General features: G+C 33.6%; 20 protein-coding genes. 17 read left to right on the forward strand and 3 right to left on the reverse strand.

What is annotated here, in order from left to right; all coding sequences use genetic code 11:
- Positions 1-80: 80 nt before the first annotated feature.
- Positions 81-365, reverse strand: coding sequence for a hypothetical protein (locus LX95_RS04345; RefSeq protein WP_111540213.1), 285 nt, complete (start codon positions 363-365; stop codon positions 81-83).
- A gap of 153 nt (positions 366-518) precedes the next feature.
- On the opposite strand from LX95_RS04345, the gene LX95_RS04350 reads away from it, so the two are divergent.
- The 9 genes from LX95_RS04350 (at position 519) to LX95_RS04390 (ending at position 8,309) form a co-directional block, all read left to right on the forward strand.
- Positions 519-1,790 carry an MFS transporter gene (locus tag LX95_RS04350; protein ID WP_111540214.1) on the forward strand — a complete coding sequence of 424 codons (1,272 nt, stop codon included), beginning with the start codon at positions 519-521 and terminating at the stop codon, positions 1,788-1,790.
- Positions 1,791-2,360 (forward strand): Crp/Fnr family transcriptional regulator, encoded by a 570-nt coding sequence (locus tag LX95_RS04355; protein ID WP_111540215.1) that lies wholly within the window; start codon positions 1,791-1,793, stop codon positions 2,358-2,360.
- A gap of 88 nt (positions 2,361-2,448) precedes the next feature.
- Complete coding sequence (locus LX95_RS04360) at positions 2,449-3,129, forward strand: type 1 glutamine amidotransferase domain-containing protein (protein ID WP_111540216.1); 681 nt, start codon at positions 2,449-2,451, stop codon at positions 3,127-3,129.
- A complete protein-coding gene (locus tag LX95_RS04365; protein ID WP_111540217.1) occupies positions 3,130-4,230 on the forward strand; it encodes an alkene reductase in 1,101 nt (366 codons plus the stop codon).
- 11 nt (positions 4,231-4,241) lie between these two features.
- Positions 4,242-5,291 carry an NAD(P)-dependent alcohol dehydrogenase gene (locus LX95_RS04370; RefSeq protein WP_111540218.1) on the forward strand — a complete coding sequence of 350 codons (1,050 nt, stop codon included), beginning with the start codon at positions 4,242-4,244 and terminating at the stop codon, positions 5,289-5,291.
- 147 nt (positions 5,292-5,438) lie between these two features.
- On the forward strand, positions 5,439-6,098 hold the full coding sequence (gene upp, locus LX95_RS04375; protein WP_111540219.1) for a uracil phosphoribosyltransferase: 660 nt from the start codon (positions 5,439-5,441) through the stop codon (positions 6,096-6,098).
- A gap of 1 nt (position 6,099) precedes the next feature.
- Positions 6,100-6,615: a GNAT family N-acetyltransferase gene (locus LX95_RS04380; RefSeq protein WP_170116577.1), complete on the forward strand. Its 516-nt coding sequence runs from the start codon at positions 6,100-6,102 to the stop codon at positions 6,613-6,615.
- Between the two features lie 114 nt (positions 6,616-6,729).
- Positions 6,730-8,091, forward strand: a complete 1,362-nt coding sequence (locus tag LX95_RS04385) for a DEAD/DEAH box helicase (RefSeq protein WP_111540221.1) — start codon at positions 6,730-6,732, stop codon at positions 8,089-8,091.
- Complete coding sequence (locus tag LX95_RS04390; protein ID WP_111540222.1) at positions 8,091-8,309, forward strand: VF530 family protein; 219 nt, start codon at positions 8,091-8,093, stop codon at positions 8,307-8,309. Before LX95_RS04385 ends, LX95_RS04390 begins: the two co-directional genes overlap by 1 nt.
- Positions 8,310-8,354: 45 nt before the next feature.
- Here LX95_RS04390 and LX95_RS04395 read toward each other — a convergent pair whose 3' ends face one another.
- Together LX95_RS04395 and LX95_RS04400 are read right to left on the reverse strand one after the other, a co-directional pair.
- Positions 8,355-8,849, reverse strand: coding sequence for a MepB family protein (locus LX95_RS04395; RefSeq protein WP_111540223.1), 495 nt, complete (start codon positions 8,847-8,849; stop codon positions 8,355-8,357).
- Positions 8,850-8,860: 11 nt separating this feature from the next.
- Positions 8,861-9,691 carry an alpha/beta hydrolase gene (locus tag LX95_RS04400; RefSeq protein ID WP_111540224.1) on the reverse strand — a complete coding sequence of 277 codons (831 nt, stop codon included), beginning with the start codon at positions 9,689-9,691 and terminating at the stop codon, positions 8,861-8,863.
- Between the two features lie 78 nt (positions 9,692-9,769).
- On the opposite strand from LX95_RS04400, the gene LX95_RS04405 reads away from it, so the two are divergent.
- The 8 genes from LX95_RS04405 to LX95_RS04440 all read left to right on the forward strand — a co-directional run bounded on the left by LX95_RS04405 (position 9,770) and on the right by LX95_RS04440 (position 18,797).
- Complete coding sequence (locus tag LX95_RS04405) at positions 9,770-10,261, forward strand: peptide-methionine (S)-S-oxide reductase (RefSeq protein WP_111540225.1); 492 nt, start codon at positions 9,770-9,772, stop codon at positions 10,259-10,261.
- Positions 10,262-10,303: 42 nt separating this feature from the next.
- Entirely contained in the window at positions 10,304-11,167 is an 864-nt protein-coding gene (locus LX95_RS04410; RefSeq protein WP_111540226.1) for a hypothetical protein, read from the forward strand.
- A gap of 170 nt (positions 11,168-11,337) precedes the next feature.
- Positions 11,338-11,529, forward strand: a complete 192-nt coding sequence (locus LX95_RS04415) for a cold-shock protein (RefSeq protein ID WP_111540227.1) — start codon at positions 11,338-11,340, stop codon at positions 11,527-11,529.
- Positions 11,530-11,728: 199 nt separating this feature from the next.
- Complete coding sequence (sbnA, locus tag LX95_RS04420) at positions 11,729-12,727, forward strand: 2,3-diaminopropionate biosynthesis protein SbnA (RefSeq protein ID WP_111540228.1); 999 nt, start codon at positions 11,729-11,731, stop codon at positions 12,725-12,727.
- Positions 12,720-14,474: an FAD/NAD(P)-binding protein gene (locus tag LX95_RS04425; protein WP_111540229.1), complete on the forward strand. Its 1,755-nt coding sequence runs from the start codon at positions 12,720-12,722 to the stop codon at positions 14,472-14,474. Before sbnA ends, LX95_RS04425 begins: the two co-directional genes overlap by 8 nt.
- A gap of 11 nt (positions 14,475-14,485) precedes the next feature.
- On the forward strand, positions 14,486-15,937 hold the full coding sequence (locus tag LX95_RS04430) for an alanine racemase (protein ID WP_111540230.1): 1,452 nt from the start codon (positions 14,486-14,488) through the stop codon (positions 15,935-15,937).
- A 200-nt stretch (positions 15,938-16,137) separates the two neighbouring features.
- The gene (locus tag LX95_RS04435; protein WP_111540231.1) at positions 16,138-17,478 is read left to right on the forward strand and encodes a DEAD/DEAH box helicase; all 1,341 of its coding nucleotides are present in this window, start codon (positions 16,138-16,140) and stop codon (positions 17,476-17,478) included.
- A 5-nt stretch (positions 17,479-17,483) separates the two neighbouring features.
- Positions 17,484-18,797, forward strand: a complete 1,314-nt coding sequence (locus LX95_RS04440; RefSeq protein WP_111540232.1) for a DEAD/DEAH box helicase — start codon at positions 17,484-17,486, stop codon at positions 18,795-18,797.
- Positions 18,798-18,855: the final 58 nt, after the last annotated feature.

Raw genomic sequence — 18,855 nt, forward strand, 5'->3', positions numbered from 1 at the left:
TTAGCTAAAACAAAGCGGATACATATAAAAAAAGCGTCTTCTAATAAGAGACGCTTTGCTTTTACTTAAAACTGGAGTATTTAGTTTTTTGTACTATGATCTTCTTCCAAATCATTGTTATTACCACCTTGACTGTAAATATCGTTTTCTTCATCTTTTAACCCAGTAGTTCCTCTGTTTTTCTTTGCTTTATCTGAATGAGGAACATCTAGATCTTTCCCTTCAAAATCTGGCTTTCTTTTGCGATTTCTTAAGACTTCATCGTCACCACCATCGGTATGCACGTTTTCATTATTTAAACGTTCTTTTTCTTGTGGTGTAATTTCACTGTTGTAATCCTCTGGCTTATTGTTTTTAGTCTTCATAGTTTTTTATTTTTAAATTACAGAAAACTCTATGTATCGTCTTAGACTTTAACTTCCTTTAACAGCAAAATCTAAAGAGAACTTTAATAAGATTTCTAGACATCTTTGAGGTAAAACCCGTAATTTTGATAAGCAATTACCTTTTATATTTAAATGTCTAAAAATGATCCATACGCAGCTTTGCGTTATAAAGAATTTAATATTTTTTTACTGGTAAGGTTTGCCATGGTTTTTGCTTGGTCCATGCAATTTATTGTGATAGAATGGGAGGTGTATAGCATTACTAAAAATCCGCTTTCACTAGGAATCATTGGTCTTATGGAAGTTATCCCTGCTGTTTCTTTGGCTTTATTTGCAGGACATATTGTAGATCAAAAGGAAAAGAAAAAGTTACTTTTCAAGTGCCTATTTGGTTTCTCGGTCATTAGCATAGGCTTATTTCTTTTAACCTGGCCTAAGATCATTTCGGGCTACGAACAAAACTATATACTATATGCTATTTACGGATTGGTTTTCCTTGGCGGAATTGTTCGCGCTTTTATGGGACCTACGATCTTTTCTCTATTTTCATTAATTGTTCCTAAAAAAGTATACCCCAACGCAGCTACTTGGAGTAGTTCGGTTTGGCAAATGGGGGCAGTTCTAGGTCCGGCATTAGCAGGTTTCTCCATACATTGGATAGGCGTTCATTGGTCGATGTGTCTTATTTTTGGATTTTCATTAGTGGCCTTAATCGGTTTATCTCAAATTTCAACAAAACCTATCTTAAATCCTAATATTGGAGAGAATGTATTTAAAAGTCTTCGGGAGGGAGTAAAGTTTGTTATTAATACCAAAGTAATTCTTGGAGCTTTAACTTTAGATATGATTGCCGTACTTTTTGGAGGAGCAGTAGCTTTATTACCCGTTTTTGCGCAAGATATTCTAAAAGTCGGACCCGAAGGTTTTGGAGTTTTACGGGCAGCTCCAGCGGTAGGTGCATTACTCACTATGTTTACATCAGCTTATTTTCCTTTAAATAAAAATGCAGGATTAAAACTCTTATTAGCCGTATTTTTATTTGGAGCAAGTATTGTTACTTTTGGAATGTCTAATATTTTCTGGATCTCTGTAATGGCTTTATTTTTTAGTGGTATAACCGATGGGATATCTATGGTAATTCGCCAAACCATACTTCAATTGAAGACACCAGACCATATGCGAGGGAGAGTGGCGTCAGTTAATTCTATGTTTATAGGCTCTTCTAATGAATTAGGTGCTTTTGAAAGTGGTCTAACTGCAAAACTTATGGGAACGGTAACCGCAGTGGTGTTTGGAGGGACAATGACTATGATAACGGTAGCAAGTACAGGAGTTTTCTTTCCTAAATTAAGAAAATTAGATTTACAAAAAGATATGGAAGATCATAATAAAAACAATATGTAAATGAGTAAAATAATATCTCATGTAGAAAAAATAATATCCCTTTCCGATAAGGAAAAAGAAGAATTTCTTAGCATTTTACAACACCTTAGCTTAAAAAAGAAAACACTTCTAATCAGGCCTGGAGAAAAAGTAGAACACGAATATTATATCTTAAAAGGAAGTTTAATCGCTTATTATCTAGACCAAAACGATAACCAACATATCATTCAATTTTCTATAGAAGACTGGTGGATTAGTGATTTTGAAGCTTTCTTTAAAGAAGAACCTGCAAAGTTATACGTACAGGCAAATGAAGATTGTGAACTTCTAGCCATTCATAAAGAAGCTTTAGAAACGCTATACCAACGCATACCCTCGTTCGAAAGATTTTTTAGAATAAAAACTACAGGTGCGTTTGTATCCTTAAGACAACGTATTTTATCTTCTTTACAAAAAAACAGTAAAGAGCGCTATGTAGAATTTTGTAAACAGTATCCCACTATGGAAAAACGTTTCGCAAACTATCACATTGCTAACTATTTAGGTATTAAAGCAGAAAGTTTAAGTCGCATTCGTAAAGAATTAGCATAGATTAACATTTTTTAACGCTATCACCTAACTTAAGTCAACCTCAAAAACAGGTTATTCTTCCTAAATTTGTCTGAAAAAAAAATTGACTATGAAAAAGATTTTATTTGTACTTACAAGCAACGATAAATTAGGAGATACAGGGAATAAGACTGGTTTTTGGATTGAAGAATTTGCAGCTCCATATTACATGTTAAAAGATGCAGGTCATGAGGTAACTTTATCATCACCTAAAGGGGGACAACCTCCTATAGATCCAAGTAGTGAATCTGAAGATGCCCAAACAGAAAGCACAAAACGTTTTTATAACGATAAAGAGACACAAGAAACTCTTTCTTCTACACTTCAACTTTCAGAGGTAGACCAAAAAGATTACGATGCTTTGTTTTATCCAGGCGGACACGGAGTTTTATGGGATTTGGTAGAAGATAAAGATTCTAAAGAAATTATAGAAAGTTTTTACAACAACAATAAGCCAGTCTCTTTTGTATGCCACGCTCCAGCGGTTTTAAAAAATATTAAAAATTCTAACGGTGAACCCTTAGTAAAAGGTAAAAAAGTAACTGGGTTTACGAATCAAGAAGAAGATGCGGTTCAGCTTACTAACGTTGTTCCTTTCCTTTTAGAAGATATGCTAATTGAAAATGGGGGAGAGTATAGTAAAATTGAAGATTGGCAACCTTATGCCGTTCAAGACGGATTGTTGATTACAGGTCAAAATCCTGCATCTTCTGAAAAAGTAGCCGATTTACTTATGAAAACTTTAAGCTAAATGAAAAAACAAGCATTATTACAAGATTATAACCTTAACGGATTAAAACTACCTAACAGAATAGCTATGGCTCCCATGACACGGAGTAGAGCTACTAATCCAGAAAAAAAAGCTACTGCAGATTTACAAGGTGAATATTATAAACAGCGATTCTCTGCTGGGTTGTTAATTACTGAAGGATCTCAAGTCTCAGAAGAAGCTGTAGGCTATGTAAATACGCCTGGTATTTATTCTAAAGAGCAAGTAGAAGGTTGGAAAGAGGTGACGCAAATGGTACACGAAGCTAACGGAAGAATTTTTATTCAACTTTGGCACGTAGGTAGAATGTCTCACCCAGATTTTCATAATGGTAAAAAGCCCTTATCTGCTTCAGCAATTAATCCCAACTCGCAATCATATACTCCAGATGGTTTTAAAGATACGGTAACACCTAAGGAAATGAGTTTAGAAGATATTAAAAGAACTATTAAAGATTTTGCGAACGCAGGAAAAAATGCGATGGATGCAGGCTTTGATGGGGTAGAAATTCATTCTTCTAACGGATATTTATTTCACCAATTTTTTAATGCCACTTCCAACACGCGAGAAGATGAATATGGAGGAAGTATCGAGAAAAGAGCTAAATTTTTGTTTGATGTTATCGATGCAATGAAGGAGGTAATGCCAGAGCAAAAAATAGGATTACGTTTAAATCCCTCTCTTCACGGTATATTTGGAATGGAAATGGACGAGGAAACTATACCTACTTTTGATTATATTGTATCAAAATTAAATAACTATGATTTAGCTTATCTACACTTATCTGAACCTTTTAACGATGTATCGGAAGTTCCTTATGCCATAGAAGAAATTGCAAAACACTATAGACCTTTATATAAAGGAACTTTAATGATTAATGCAGGGTTTGATCAAGAAAAAGGAAATAAAGTTATTGAAGATGGTGATGCCGATTTAGTAGCTTATGGTAAACCTTACATTTCCAATCCAGATTTAGTAGAGCGTTTTGAAAAAGGTGTAGAACTATCCAAATGGGATGAAGACACTTTTTACGTTCCTGGTAAAGAAGGTTATTTAGATTACGAAACGAAAGCAAGAACATAAAAAATAAAATTATGAGTCAGGTAAAAGCATACGGTGCACAAGATAAAGACGCCGATTTAAAACAAATAGATATTGAACGTCGAGAAGTAAAAGACAAGGACGTTAAAATACAAATTACGTATTGTGGGGTTTGTCATAGTGATATTCACACCGTAAGAAATGACTGGGGAGGTTCTAAATATCCAGTAGTTCCCGGCCACGAAATTATAGGTAAAGTAGTAGAAGTAGGAAACCAAGTTTCTAACTTTAAAGAAGGAGACTTAGTAGGTGTAGGTTGTATGGTTGACTCCTGTAGAGAGTGTGATCCTTGTAAAAATGACCTTGAACAATTCTGCGAGAACGGAATGGTGGGAACCTATAATGGAAAAGATAAACATTTGGGAGGTCATACCTTTGGGGGATACTCAGAGATGATTGTGGTAGAAGAACATTTTGTGCTTTCTATTCCAAAAAATTTAGATGAAAAGGCAGTTGCACCATTATTGTGTGCTGGTATTACTACCTATTCGCCATTACGCCATTGGAATGTACAAGAAGGAGACAAAGTTGGAGTAATTGGCCTTGGTGGATTAGGACATATGGGAATTAAATTAGCACACGCTATGGGAGCTAAAGTGGTTATGATCACTACCTCTCCAAAGAAAGCAGAAGATGCGAAAAGATTGGGTGCAGATGAAGTACTTATTTCTAAAGATGAAGAGGCTATGAAAAAGCATGCTAATTCTTTTGATTTTCTTTTAAATACAGTTCCTGTAAAACATGATATTAATCCTTACTTAGCCTTATTAAAAATTGATGCCACAATGGTGATGGTAGGGGCAATAGAGCCTTTAGAGCCTATGCACGGTGGAAGTTTGATTATGGGTAGAAAACGTGTAGCCGGATCTTTAATTGGGGGGATTAAAGAAACCCAAGAAATGTTAGACTTTTGTGGGGAACACAATGTAGTAAGTGATGTAGAAGTGATTGATATGCAGAATATAAATGATGCTTACGAGCGTGTAGTAAATTCTGATGTCAAATATCGTTTTGTTATTGATATGGAATCGCTAAGAAACTAGTGATATTTCATTTTTAATATTTTAAAATAAAAAGAGGCTATTTATAAGGGGTATACTTTATGGACAGTCTCTTTTTTTACCTCGACTATTAAGGAAAATGTAAGGGAGACCTTAGATTTTTTTGTAGTTTTAGGCTAAAATTATAAAATGCATATTCATCACCTATTAAGCGAAAACTCGGTCGCCAATACTTTTATTAGTGAATTAAGAAATGTAGAGGTACAAAAAGATCAAATGCGCTTTCGCAGAAATATAGAACGTGTAGGAGAAATTTTAAGTTACGAACTTAGTAAAAAACTATCCTACCAGCCTCAAACTATAACAACTCCCTTGGGAGAATCTAGCCTTCAAACGATTAAAAATGAGCTGGTAATTTGCTCTATTTTAAGAGCAGGTTTGCCTTTACACCAAGGCTTACTTAATTATTTTGATAAAGCAGAAAATTCTTTTATTTCGGCTTACCGACACCATCCCAATAATGATGATGAATTTGAGATTAAAGTAGAATATTTAGCTTCTCCTTCGTTAGAGGATAAAACTTTAATTTTAGCAGATCCTATGCTAGCTACGGGTCGGTCTTTTGTAAATGTTTTTAAGGCGCTAAAGGATGTAGGCCAACCTAAAGAAATTCATTTGGTTGCTGTAATTGGTGCAGAAGAAGGTATTCAACTTTTAGAAAAAGAGTTTCCAGAGCATACCCATTTATGGATCGCTACTATAGATCCGCATTTAAATGATAAAGGATATATCGTACCAGGTCTTGGCGATGCTGGCGATTTATGTTATGGCAGTAAAATGCAACATTAATATGGATTATTTTCAGCAGGAAACCGAACGCTTACGTTTTAGAAAATTAACCGAAAATGATATTTCCAGCTGGGCGGAATTTTTCGTGAATAACGACCGACTACAATTCTTTAATTTTGATTTATCTAAAAGTAAAGAAACCTTAGCGGAAGAGTGGATTCAACTTCAGTTAAATAGATATAAAAACGAGCAATATGGTCATTTAGCAGCAGAACTTAAAACCGACGGAACGCTTATCGGTTTATCTGGAATTCTTCCTAGAAAACTTAAAGGACAACAAGAATATGAAGTTGCTTATTCATTAAAACCCGCTTATTGGGGTAAAGGTTATGGCACCGAAATGGCTACTTGTATAAAAAACTTTGGTTTTAAGAACTTAGACACAAAACGTTTAATTTCTATGATATCTATTGGAAATCAAGCTTCTATTCACGTAGCTCAAAAGAACGAAATGTCGCTTCTTTTTAATACCCACTATCAAGGTGAAGAGGTACACGTATACGGCGTAACCCGTTAAAATTCTCTGGATATTATTAGTTATTAAATTGATTTTTATACCCTAGCAACTAAAATTACTTAGAAAACAGCCAGAATGCTGTGAAATACATTACTTTTGCAAAAAATTGAGTTTATGAGTTCTTTTGAAGATTTAGATCTATCCAAACAATTAGGTTATGCTATAGAGGATTTAGGTTTTACACAACCTACACCTATTCAGCAAGAAGCTTTTCCTGTTATTCGATCGGGTAAAGACGTTGTGGGTATTGCACAAACCGGTACAGGGAAAACTTTAGGGTATATGCTTCCTATACTACAAGATTTAAAATTTTCAAAACAAGTCAACCCTCGCGTAATGGTATTAGTTCCTACACGAGAATTGGTTGTTCAAGTCGTAGATGAGATTCATAAATTTGCAAAGTATTTAAATATTAGAGTGTTGGGGATTTACGGAGGCGTAAATATGAATCCTCAAAAAGAAATGCTATTACAAGGCTGCGACATTATTGTAGCCACTCCGGGTAGATTGTATGATTTGGCTTTAGCAAGAGCAGTTCAACTAAAATCAGTTAAAAAACTGGTGATAGATGAGGTAGATGTAATGCTAGATTTAGGCTTTCGTTTTCAACTCAAAAACATTTTTGAATTGTTGCCAGAAAAAAGACAAAATATCATGTTTTCGGCAACGATGACCGAAGAGGTTGATGCGTTAATGGACGATTATTTTGTTTCGCCGCAGCGTATTGCTATCGCTTTAAGCGGAACTCCCTTAGATAATATTTCCCAAAGCGTTTATGCAGTTCCTAACTTCTATACCAAACTTAATTTAGTATCACAGCTTTTAAAAGACAAAGAAACCTTTCAAAAAGTATTGGTCTTTGTTTCTAATAAGAAAAGTGCCGATAGAACTTTTGATGTTTTAACGGAAGAATTTCCAGATGAAGTGTGTGTAATTCACTCTAACAAATCTCAAAATTACCGAATTAGATCTATTCGCCAGTTTGATGAAGGAGACAATAGAATTTTAGTCACCACCGATGTGATGGCTCGTGGAATTGACCTCCATCAGATTTCTCATGTAATCAATATCGATACACCTAAGTATGCCGAAAATTATATGCACCGTATTGGTAGAACAGGACGTGCAGAGAAGGAGGGACGTTCAATTTTATTATATACCGAAAAAGAACAGGAAGATAAAGAAGCGATTGAAGCTTTAATGGATTATCAAATTCCTGTAGAAGAGTTTCCAGAAACGGTAGAGATCAGTAAATTACTAACTCCAGAAGAAAGACCGTTTATAAAGGAACATAACAATCCGCATAAACCCATAGACGGAGAAGAGCCTGGAGCGAGTTTTCACGAAAAGAAAGAGAAGAACCAAAAAACCAATCAGGGTGGTTCTTACCGTAGAGAAATTGCTAAAAAATATAAAAAACCTAAAACTCGAGGGGATAAAAACTATAACAGACGTAACAAAAATAAACGCAGGTAATGGAGTCACAACCTAATAACCCTCTACATGGGGTAAAATTAGCCACTATTGTAGAGTTTTTGGTGGATCATTATGGCTGGGAAGAATTAGGCGAACGCATACACATTAACTGTTTTCGGTCTAATCCTACGGTAAAATCTAGCCTCAAATTTTTAAGGAGAACTCCTTGGGCACGAGAAAAAGTAGAGAATCTTTATTTAAGAACCATCAAGAAGTGATAATTCCGCTTAAGCGAATAAAGTTTAAATCCGTTTTACCAACTACTAAGGGCTATCGTAAAGTCTTTTAATTCTATTAAAATCTAGAGGTTTTTGGATAGAATAAAAATAATTTAATTGCCATTCTTGCGTCTTTTGAGCTTGTTTATTATTTGCAATATCCCATATAGGATAGACTCTAAAGCCTCTTTTCCCTTCCTTTAATGGAGAAGAAACTATGCCTTTTTTAATTAATACAGACTTAGGAAATACAAATTGCCCTAATTCATTTTCCTTTTTTACGTTTACTATATAATAATCAAAAGAAGAAGTGTTTTTTATAGGTTGAGTAATTCCTTGTCTATTCCTTTCCCAAAAGCTTACGAACTGTCCTACCTTTTTAGGAGTTATTTTACCGCTTCTACTAATAATATTCTTTTCATTTAACCTAAACCGGCAAGCATCATATTCCTGACTTTCTTGTTCTATTTCAAAATCTAAAATTTCGTAGTTTATAAAATCATAAACTAACGACTTTATTTGAGATAAATTTTTATTCATAGGTAAGTTGACTAATTAGATGATTTAGTGGTTTCCATAAAATGTAAAATTTCGTCATAACGTTTACTCCAAGGCCAGATGTACTGAAGAACCATAGGAACGTGTTTTTTCTTTAAAACGATCTTCTTTAAATTAGGTTGAAACTCTTCTAACTTATTATAAAAATCTTGATTAGCTTCTATGATAGACAAATAAGACTTGCCCCCCCAATACTGTAAAATAGGAGGCGTGTTTTTACTAATGTAATTTATAGGTGATGCTTTTTCCCAAGTGTTGGGATGGTTACTCCAAGTAGTAAGGTAATTATTCTCGCTCGTAGGCGGATTTTTTTGCAAGTATGAAAACATATCTAATCCTGCAGCATCATTTAAAATTATACCAGAAATATCATTTTGATCTATTCCATATTTTGGGTTCATCACCGCTAATGCTACCAAATGTCCACCTGCAGAATGTCCTGTTACGTAAATTCTCTGAGGATCACCTCCATAATTTTCTATATTCTTTTTAACCCAATTTATATTTTTTGCAATTTCTTGAGTCATCTTCTTATAGTTTGCTTTGGGACTAAGTGTATAATCTGGTATAACGCTAACCACACCTTTTTTAGCGAAATTTCTTCCTAAAAAGCCATAAGTTTCTTTTTTTCCGCTATTCCAGTTTCCACCGTGTACAAAAATAAGAACTGGATGTAGTTTTGTTGTTACTTTTTTAGGCTGAAAAATATGAGAAGTTAAGTCTGTGTTTTCAGTAAGGACATAAGGAACATTTTTATGCTTTGTGACAGCACAACTAGAACAAATTAATAATAGGATACCTAAGAAATAAGAAAATAGACGCATAAAGTAAAATGAGAAAGTCAATATTCAAGCTGCTAAATATAAGATAAAAGCATATCTTATATTTCTGAAAATTAATATATGTCTCAATTTATAAAAATAGCTTTTGGTGGTGGTTGTCATTGGTGTACCGAAGCTGTTTTTCAAGCTTTAAAAGGAGTTGATAAAGTAGAACAAGGTTTTGTAGCATCAAAAGGAACAAATGATTATTTTTCTGAAGCAGTTATAGTTCATTTTTCTCCTCATATAATTTCGATAGAACAATTAATTGAAGTTCATTTAACGACCCATAAAAGTGAATCTAAACACAGTATGCGTCATAAATATAGATCGGCTATTTATACTTTCGATTCTTTACAAGAAAAAGAAGCTAAACGATGTCTTTCAAATTTTAAAAAACAAAATCCTAAAATCATTACAGAGGTGTTGCCTTTTAGTAGTTTTAGACCTAGCCGGGAAGAAATACAGAATTATTATTTAAAAAATCCTCAAAAGCCATTTTGCCAACGTTATATTTCTCCGAAGTTAGAAAACTTAGAGAGAGGTTTTAAGAACCTATTGAGTAAGAAATGAGTATGTAAGAATTTAGCTCTTTAAGATGAATACCAGTCAATTATGAAAAATTATATAATTATTTGTTTTTTACTTTACGGATTCTTTAGCCATGCCCAAACTGACATAGAAAAACAGGTGGTTGGTGTTTACCAAATAAGGCAAGGCCCAGATGATTTTCGTATGTTTATTATTTTTCCAGATCACCGTTATGTTCTTGGTTATTTTGGTGGGATGCAAAAAGGAACTTGGAATATAGAGGGAGAGGCATTGATTCTTACTCAATCTCCAGAACCTGCTTTTGCACTTTACGGAAGAAAAAGAGCCTCTTTTAAAGATAAAACCAGCATCAGGTATAATGTAGAAGCTTCTAATCGAGTATTGGTCAATTGGAAGTCATCTAATGCACATAATTATTATGCTGTTTTCAATGAGAATGCAAACTGTTTTAGTTTTCCCTATATACAGAAACTAGATAGAAATATAGAAAATATATACGTAACCTCATTAGGAAACTTATATAATGATGAAATCTCCCAAAAGGTAAAAATTTTTCATTTTAAAAATCCAAAAAAATATAACGAATTGCTTTTGGTGAATTTATCATCTCAATATATTACTAGTAATCAACTTAGGGCTTTGTTTAAAAATGATAAATTATATTTTGGTCCAAACGATGAAGGAATTCCTAAAAAACCGATAGAAGATCTATCTCAGGATGATGAAGCATTTATAAATCAATATTCAAAAACTTCGTTATTTAAGGATGAATTGAATAGAGGAGAAGAGCTATTTCCTTATACAGAAAATCCAACATTAGAAGAATTAGAAGTTTTTCATCGCATATATGTTCATGAAAAATTGATTATGGAGGCTCCAAAAGCAACAGAAGCTCCTTTATTTATAGCAAAATGTGAAAATAATTAAACCAAATAAAATCAACAAAGTGCCTGAATGTAAGCCCTTAGCACACAATTAAATAGGTTTTAAATTGAGATTCTAACTATATTTGAAAATAAATGAAAATAATAGTTAGATATCCAATTAAATGCATCATATTTGTCAATAATAAATAACAATTTTTTAATTACATTACAATGAATAAAGGAACAGTAAAATTCTTCAATGACACTAAAGGTTTTGGATTTATCACTGAAGAAGGTGCGGACAAAGATCATTTTGTACACGTATCAGGATTAATCGACGAAGTTCGCGAAGGTGACGAAGTTGAGTTTGATTTACAAGAAGGAAATAAAGGTTTAAATGCAGTAAACGTTAGAGTTCTGTAATATATATCTCTTTAAGAAAACGAGTAAAGCCCATCTTTTTAGATGGGCTTTTTTTATACCTCCCATTTACACGTAAATAAAGTTAGGTTTTACTTCACATTACTTTAGCAAAACATTATGAAGGTCTCACAGTACGTTTTGCTGCTTAAATTATATTTTAGAAACTCTAATCAGATGAAGTCTGTAACGGAGATAAAATATGATAGATCTTAAAAAAAAACCTCAAATTCATGCTAATATTCTAGAGACTTCTGGAAATACTCAACTTCTTCAACTCAAAAAGTGTTTTAAAAACAACTCTTTTAATGTTTATGGAAAATTAGAATTCTTAAACCCTAGTGGAAGTATAAAAGATCGTATTGCTATTCATATTTTAGAAGAAGCGATGAATGAAGGTTTTATCAATAAAAATACGACTATCATAGAGTCTAGCTCTGGTAATATGGCTTTAGGGTTAGCTCAAGCTTGTTTATACTTAGGTTTAAAACTAATGGTGGTGGTAGATCCTAAAATTAATAACCACACCGAAAAATTATTAGAAACTTATAAAGTTAATATAGTAAAGGTAAACACTCCAGACCCCAAAGGAGGTTTTTTAGGAGCCAGGTTAAATAAAGTAAAAGAATTATTAGCAGAAGTTCCTAATAGTTATTGGACCAACCAATATGGAAACTTAAACAACCCTCGAACTCATTACCAAACGATGAACGAAATTTGCGAAAGTCTCGACCATCAAGTAGATTATCTTTTTTTAGCCACCAGTACCTGCGGAACGTTAATGGGATGTGCAGAATATATTCAACAACACCAATTGCCTACTAAAATTATTGCCGTAGACGCTAAAGGGAGTGTATTATTTGGAGGACAACCTGGCAAGAGATTGGTTCCTGGTCACGGAGCAGGGGTTCCTTCTCAGTTTCTAGATATTTCCAAAATTACAGATCACACCGAGGTTACAGATTTAGATTGCATTAAAGGCTGTTGGACTTTACTTCAACAAGAGGCCATTTTATGCGGAGGAAGTACTGGAGGAGTGATAGAAGCTATCCATAATTACAGTCCGTATATTCCTGAAGGGAGCAATTGTGTTATGATGCTTTGTGATCGAGGAGATCGGTATTTAGATACCATTTATAACAAAGAATGGATTTTAGAAAATATTGAGGAAGCAAAAAATTTAGATTTTATAAATGAATAAAGTGAAAAACCAAAAGCAAGTTCCATTTCAAGTGGCTATTATAGGCTTTGGTCCTAAGGGGTTATATGCTTTAGAGCGGATTATTGCAGAAATTCAGCATACCAAAATTACCAGACCTCTTGAAATTCACCTTTTCAATAAAACATCTTTTTTCGGTTCGGGAGATGTTTATAGATCTGATCAGCCTTTGTCATTATTAATGAACTATTCAAATCATAACATTCAATTTAAACATCAAAAACCACCCTTTCTAAAAACCAATACTTTTCAAGACTTTTTACCTTGGTTAGCTAAAAAGACAAATCAAAAAACCGAAGAACTTCAGTATAAATATGCTCCAAGGGCTGTGGTAGGGAGTTTTTTAGAATATTGTTTCCAATCTTTACTAAAGTTACTTCCTGAACATGTAGAAGTACAAACCCATATTGCAAGTGTTATAGATGTAATTCCGGTAGAAGAAAAATATGAGATAGTTACTCAAGAAGGAAAAACACCCCCAACTAAAGTCGACAATATCTTATTTACCACAGGTCATTTTTGGAACCGACAGCAAATAAAACCAAGCAAAAAAACGTCTTCGTTTATAGATTTTATTTATCCCGTAACACAACAACTCTCTGGTATACCATCCACTGCAATCGTTGGAATAAAAGGATTAGGACTTACTTTTATTGATGCGGTTTTAGCCTTAACGGAAAATATCAATCCCTTATCTGATTCCGCTTCAGCGAAGAATGCATGTAAGATAATACCTTTCTCTAGAAGTGGGATTCCTATGATTCCTCGAACAGGAGAGCCAGATCGAGATCGAGAATTAAAATTTTTTACGGAAGAAAAATTATCTCCGTTTATAAACGGAAAAAAAGCCGACTTTGAAAAAGATCTCTTGCCTTTACTAAAACAAGAATATACCTATGCCTATTATGAAACCGCTTTTAAAATTAACGGGTTTTCAATAGGAGGTTTTGAAAATTATACCGACTTAGAAAAACAAATTACCCTATTTCATAAAAAACATCCTGAGGTTGAAAAATGGAATTGGGATAAGGTATTTTTTCCTTTTTCAGAATTGAGAGAACTAACACACGATCACGTCTGTGACTATATAGAGCAAATGTGTAAAGAAGCTACTTTAAAAAAAGGAAGTTCTCCATTAATGGAAGCCATTGCCGTGTGGAGAAAGGTAAGTCCGCTTTTTAATAAAATTTATAGTTTTGGCGGACTTACAGCCGAATCTCAAGAGAAATTTGACCGTGTCTACTTTGGATTGTTCAACAGGTTATCTTACGGTCCTCCTGTGGAAAACCTGCTTAAAATATTAACTTTAGCTAAAAATAAGGTCATAGATTTCAGTTATGCTCGTTCTCCAGAAATAGTGACTTTAAAAGATGATAAAGTTTATAAAATAGTTAATCAAACTTCCTCAACTACTATAGATTTTCTTATCAATGCCACCATCCCAAGAGCAGCAGATAAAAAAGAAAAAGAAGGTTTATATAAAAATCTAGTTCAAAGAAAACTTGTTACTGAATTTATAAATAGACATGAAGGAAAATATTCCACAGGTAGTGTCTACATCAATAAAGAAGGAAAGATAATAAATTCACAAGAAGAGGTACAACCTAACCTAAGTTGTTACGGGACCCCTACAGAAGGGATTACTTTTGATAACGATACCCTTTCTAATTCTCGAAATAATTTTAGCGAGTATTGGGCTAAATCCATCATCAAACAAATAGCTAACTAAACGAACTGTAAATGAATTACGTAAAAGGAAATAAAGAAAATAGCTTAACTCCAATCACTTCGGGTTGGATAAAAGAAATTTTAGAAAATAAATCTCTACTTGACGAATTAATGAGTACCTACGGTTCTCCCATCAATATTCATCACTTACCGAGTTTTGTCAATAACATTAAAAAATTTCAGCAAGTTTTTAAAACTAAACAAGTAAATGCTCAGTTGTTCTACGCCCGTAAAGCCAACAAATCTAAAGGTATAGTCAAAAAAGCTTTACAAACAGGAATAGGAGTAGATACTGCTAGTTTTAAAGAATTACAGCAATCTATTTCTTTAGGTGGCAAAACTGATACCTTGGTATTGACGAGCGCCATAAAAACCAAAGAACAAATAGAACTAGCCATAGATCAACAAATACCTATTGTTTTAGATAATAACGATGAATGTAAACTTACTCAGCAAATTGCTCAACAAAAAAATGCAAAAGCACTTATTGCGATTAGAGTTAGTGGTTTTATTGTTGATGGAGAAAAATTATATAGCCGATTTGGATTTGATATTGAAACAGTAAAAGAATATATACTCCAACATTTCGTAAAAGATAAAACTTATCATTTGTTAGAACTCACAGGGCTGCATTTTCATTTAGATGGGTATTCTACTCATCAACGAGGAATAGCTTTACATAGCTGTTTAGATTTGGTGGAAGAATTGAAAGCACACCACTTGATTATTAGGTTTATCGATATGGGGGGAGGCATTCTTATGAATTATCTAGAAAAGGAGGAAGAATGGCTTTCTTTTAAAGAGCAATTGAAAAATTCCGTAAAAGAACAAAAGGAGAATTTAACCTTTAACGGAACAGGATTGGGCTATGAAATAATTAATGGAAAACTAGAAGGAACCTTAAAAACATATCCTTATTTCAATAAAATTAATAGTCAACTATTTCTTGAAGAGGTACTAAATAATAAACAGCATAACAGCGGTTTAGAAAATTACAAAAGGACGAATCAACAACAAGTTCAATTAAGGATTGAACCAGGAAGATCGTTATTGAATCAGGTGGGGATTACGGTGGCCAAAGTATCTCATCGCAAACAAGATGCTAAAGGTCAATGGTTGGTAGGTTTAGAAATGAATATGAGTCAGATGCTTAGTTCTAGTGCCGATTTTCTCCTAGATCCGTATATAATTTATCAAGATGAAATTGGAGATCATCACGAAGAAGTAAAGGTATATTTTACGGGAGCTTATTGTTTAGAGCGTGATATTTTACTAAAAAGAGCTATTCAGCTTCCAAAATTACCCGCTATTGGTGATACGATAGTATTTGTAAACACTGCAGGATATATGATGCATTTCTTTGAAACCGAAGCCCATTTATTTGAATTATCAACCAATCTAATTTATGAGAAAACTCATGAAGTTCCACAAACAAGCGATTTTATAGATGATAATTTAATCTAGTAAATCTGATTGAGCCTTTCTATTATTGCATGAGAAAGGCTCAACTGGAAATCTCCATTTTGATATAAAAACTTTTCGCTGCTTAAAGAGATAGTAACCTTTTTTTTCTGAAGATGTATGTATTTACCGATTAAGCCTTAAAATTCATAATAAACCCAATTCCCAATAAAAGTGTCATTATCTTTGGCAAAAAATAAACCATGTCAAAGCAGTTTTCAGCCTTAGGAATTCAAGATGGAATTCAAAAAAGTTTAGTCGATTTAAAGTTCTCTGAACCTACCGATATACAAACCAAAACAATTCCTCATATTCTCAACCAAAAAGAAGATTTGGTGGCCGTGGCAAAAACAGGAACGGGGAAAACTGCAGCCTTTGGTCTTCCATTATTGCAATTGGTTGAAGTAAACAACACGCACATACAGACTTTAATTCTTGCTCCGACCCGAGAATTAGGTCAGCAGATTTATAATAACCTAGTTTCTTATGCTACTGCAAGTCCAGAAATAGAAATTGTTTCACTATGTGGAGGAATACCTATTAAACCTCAAATAGAGCGTTTAAAAAGTACCACACACGTTGTAGTGGCTACTCCTGGACGTTTATTAGATTTAATTAAGCGAGAAGCAATCCAGCTTAATAAACTTCAACATTTAGTGCTCGATGAAGCCGATGAAATGGCTAGTGCGCTAAAAGAAGAGTTAGAAAATATATTAAAGGAAATTCCAAAACAGAGAAGAACCTTCCTTTTTACGGCGACGATGCCAGGTTATATCAAGCAATTGGTACAGAATTATATGTCGAAACATGTAGTTCATCTTGAAGCAAATATGGAAACCTTGGGACATCAAGGCATAGACCATCAATATGTCGTGGTAGAACCTATCGAAAAATTAGAAGTTTTACTCCATTTTCTAGCAACCAAAGAAGTGGAACGCGGAATTATATTTTGTAAAACGAAAGCGGCAGTGAATAAATTAGCTAAAAAACTGGCTATTAATAAGTTTTCTTCGGGCGCATTGCACGGGAGTTTAGCACAGCCCATTCGAGATCGGATTATGGGACAATTTAGAGAAGGACATATAGATATTTTAGTGGCAACAGACTTAGCCGCTCGTGGTATTGATGTGAAAGAGATTTCTTATGTGGTGAATTATCATTTGCCAGATGTCTATGAAACCTATGTACATAGAAGTGGTAGAACGGCTAGGGCAGGAGCAAAAGGATTATCTCTAAGTATTATTCAGCAAGAAGAAGTAGAAGAAATTCCAGATTTTGAAGATGAATTAGGTTTGGTTTTTACTGAATTTAAAAAGGCAGATGCTCAGAGTATTGAAGAAAACAATACTTTATTATGGGCAAAGAAAATTTTTAAAACAAAACCTAATCGTGAAGTTTCAGAAGATTTTAAAACAAAGGTAAAAACCATATTTCACCACCTCACTAAAGAGGAACTGGTTGAAAAAATATTGGCTTATCATTTAGCAGAATCTAAAAACTCTATCTCAACTCCCGAAGAAACTAAAAAGAACAAAAAGCATTAATTCTTATGGCAAATAACATTAAAAATCAGCAAGAGATTTTAGCTAAGCTAAATATACATGTCCTTAATCCTATGCAGGAAGAGGCGGTTTCTGTAATCGAAACTTCTAAAAATACCATTTTATTATCGCCTACAGGAACAGGGAAAACCTTAGCTTTTTTACTTCCGTTAATGGAAACTTTAGATCCGCATTTAGAAGAAATTCAAGCTTTGATTTTAGTACCTTCAAGAGAATTGGCTATCCAAATAGAACAAGTAGTACGTTCTATGGGATCGGGCTATAAAGTAAATGCGGTGTATGGAGGCAGACCTATGAGTAAAGATAAGATTGAATTAAAACATAATCCTGCTATTTTAATCGGCACACCGGGAAGAATTTTAGATCATTTTATGAGTGATCGTTTTTCTAGAACCCATATTAAAACCCTTGTTTTAGATGAATATGATAAGTCTTTAGAAAACGGTTTTGAGGAAGAAATGAAGGGGATTATCAATGAATTGCCTAGTTTAAATAAACGCATCTTAACTTCAGCAACACAAGGAGTTAGTATTCCTAAGTTTGTGCAGTTAGATAAACCGAAGGTGATCAATTATTTAACTGAAAAGGCCAGTGCCAAATTAACACTTCAAACGGTTGTTGCTCCCGATAAGAGTAAATTAAATACCCTTTTAGAATTATTACAGTATGTAGGGAATGAACCTGGAATTATCTTTTGTAATTTAAAAGATAGCATCTCATTCGTGAGTTCTTTTTTAGAACGGCATAACGTAAATCATGCGTGCTTTTCTGGAGGAATGGAACAAAAAGATAGAGAGCGTGCGTTAATTAAATTTAGAAACGGAACATGTCAAATCTTAGTAGCTACAGATTTGGCGGCTAGAGGAATAGATATTCCCGAAATGAAATATATTATTCATTATGAATTACCTATTCACGAAGAAGAATTTACACACCGTAACGGAAGAACCGCACGGGTAAATGCAAAAGGAACCGCCTATCTTATTAAATGGGAAAAGGAATCTTTACCAGAATTTATTAAAGGTAGTAAGAAAGTAGATATCTCTAAAAAAGCCCCTCAAAAAGCTCAGTTTTGGGAAACTTTATTTATTTCTGGTGGCAGAAAAGATAAAATTTCTAAAGGAGATATTGCAGGATTATTCTTTAAACAAGGCGGATTAAACAAAGATCAATTAGGAGTCATCGAGTTAAAACAAGATTGTACGTTTGTTGCAGTCCCTTTGAGTATTGCAGATGAATTGGTTGATAAATTAAACAACACCAGATTAAAGAAAAAGAAGGTTAGGATTTCAGTTCTTTAAAATAACTAAGGCTTATGCAATCATTTTCCTTATTTGAAGATCTAAACATAGCTTCGTC

Source organism: Mesonia algae (assembly GCF_003253545.1).
Taxonomy (GTDB): Bacteria; Bacteroidota; Bacteroidia; order Flavobacteriales; family Flavobacteriaceae; genus Mesonia; species Mesonia algae.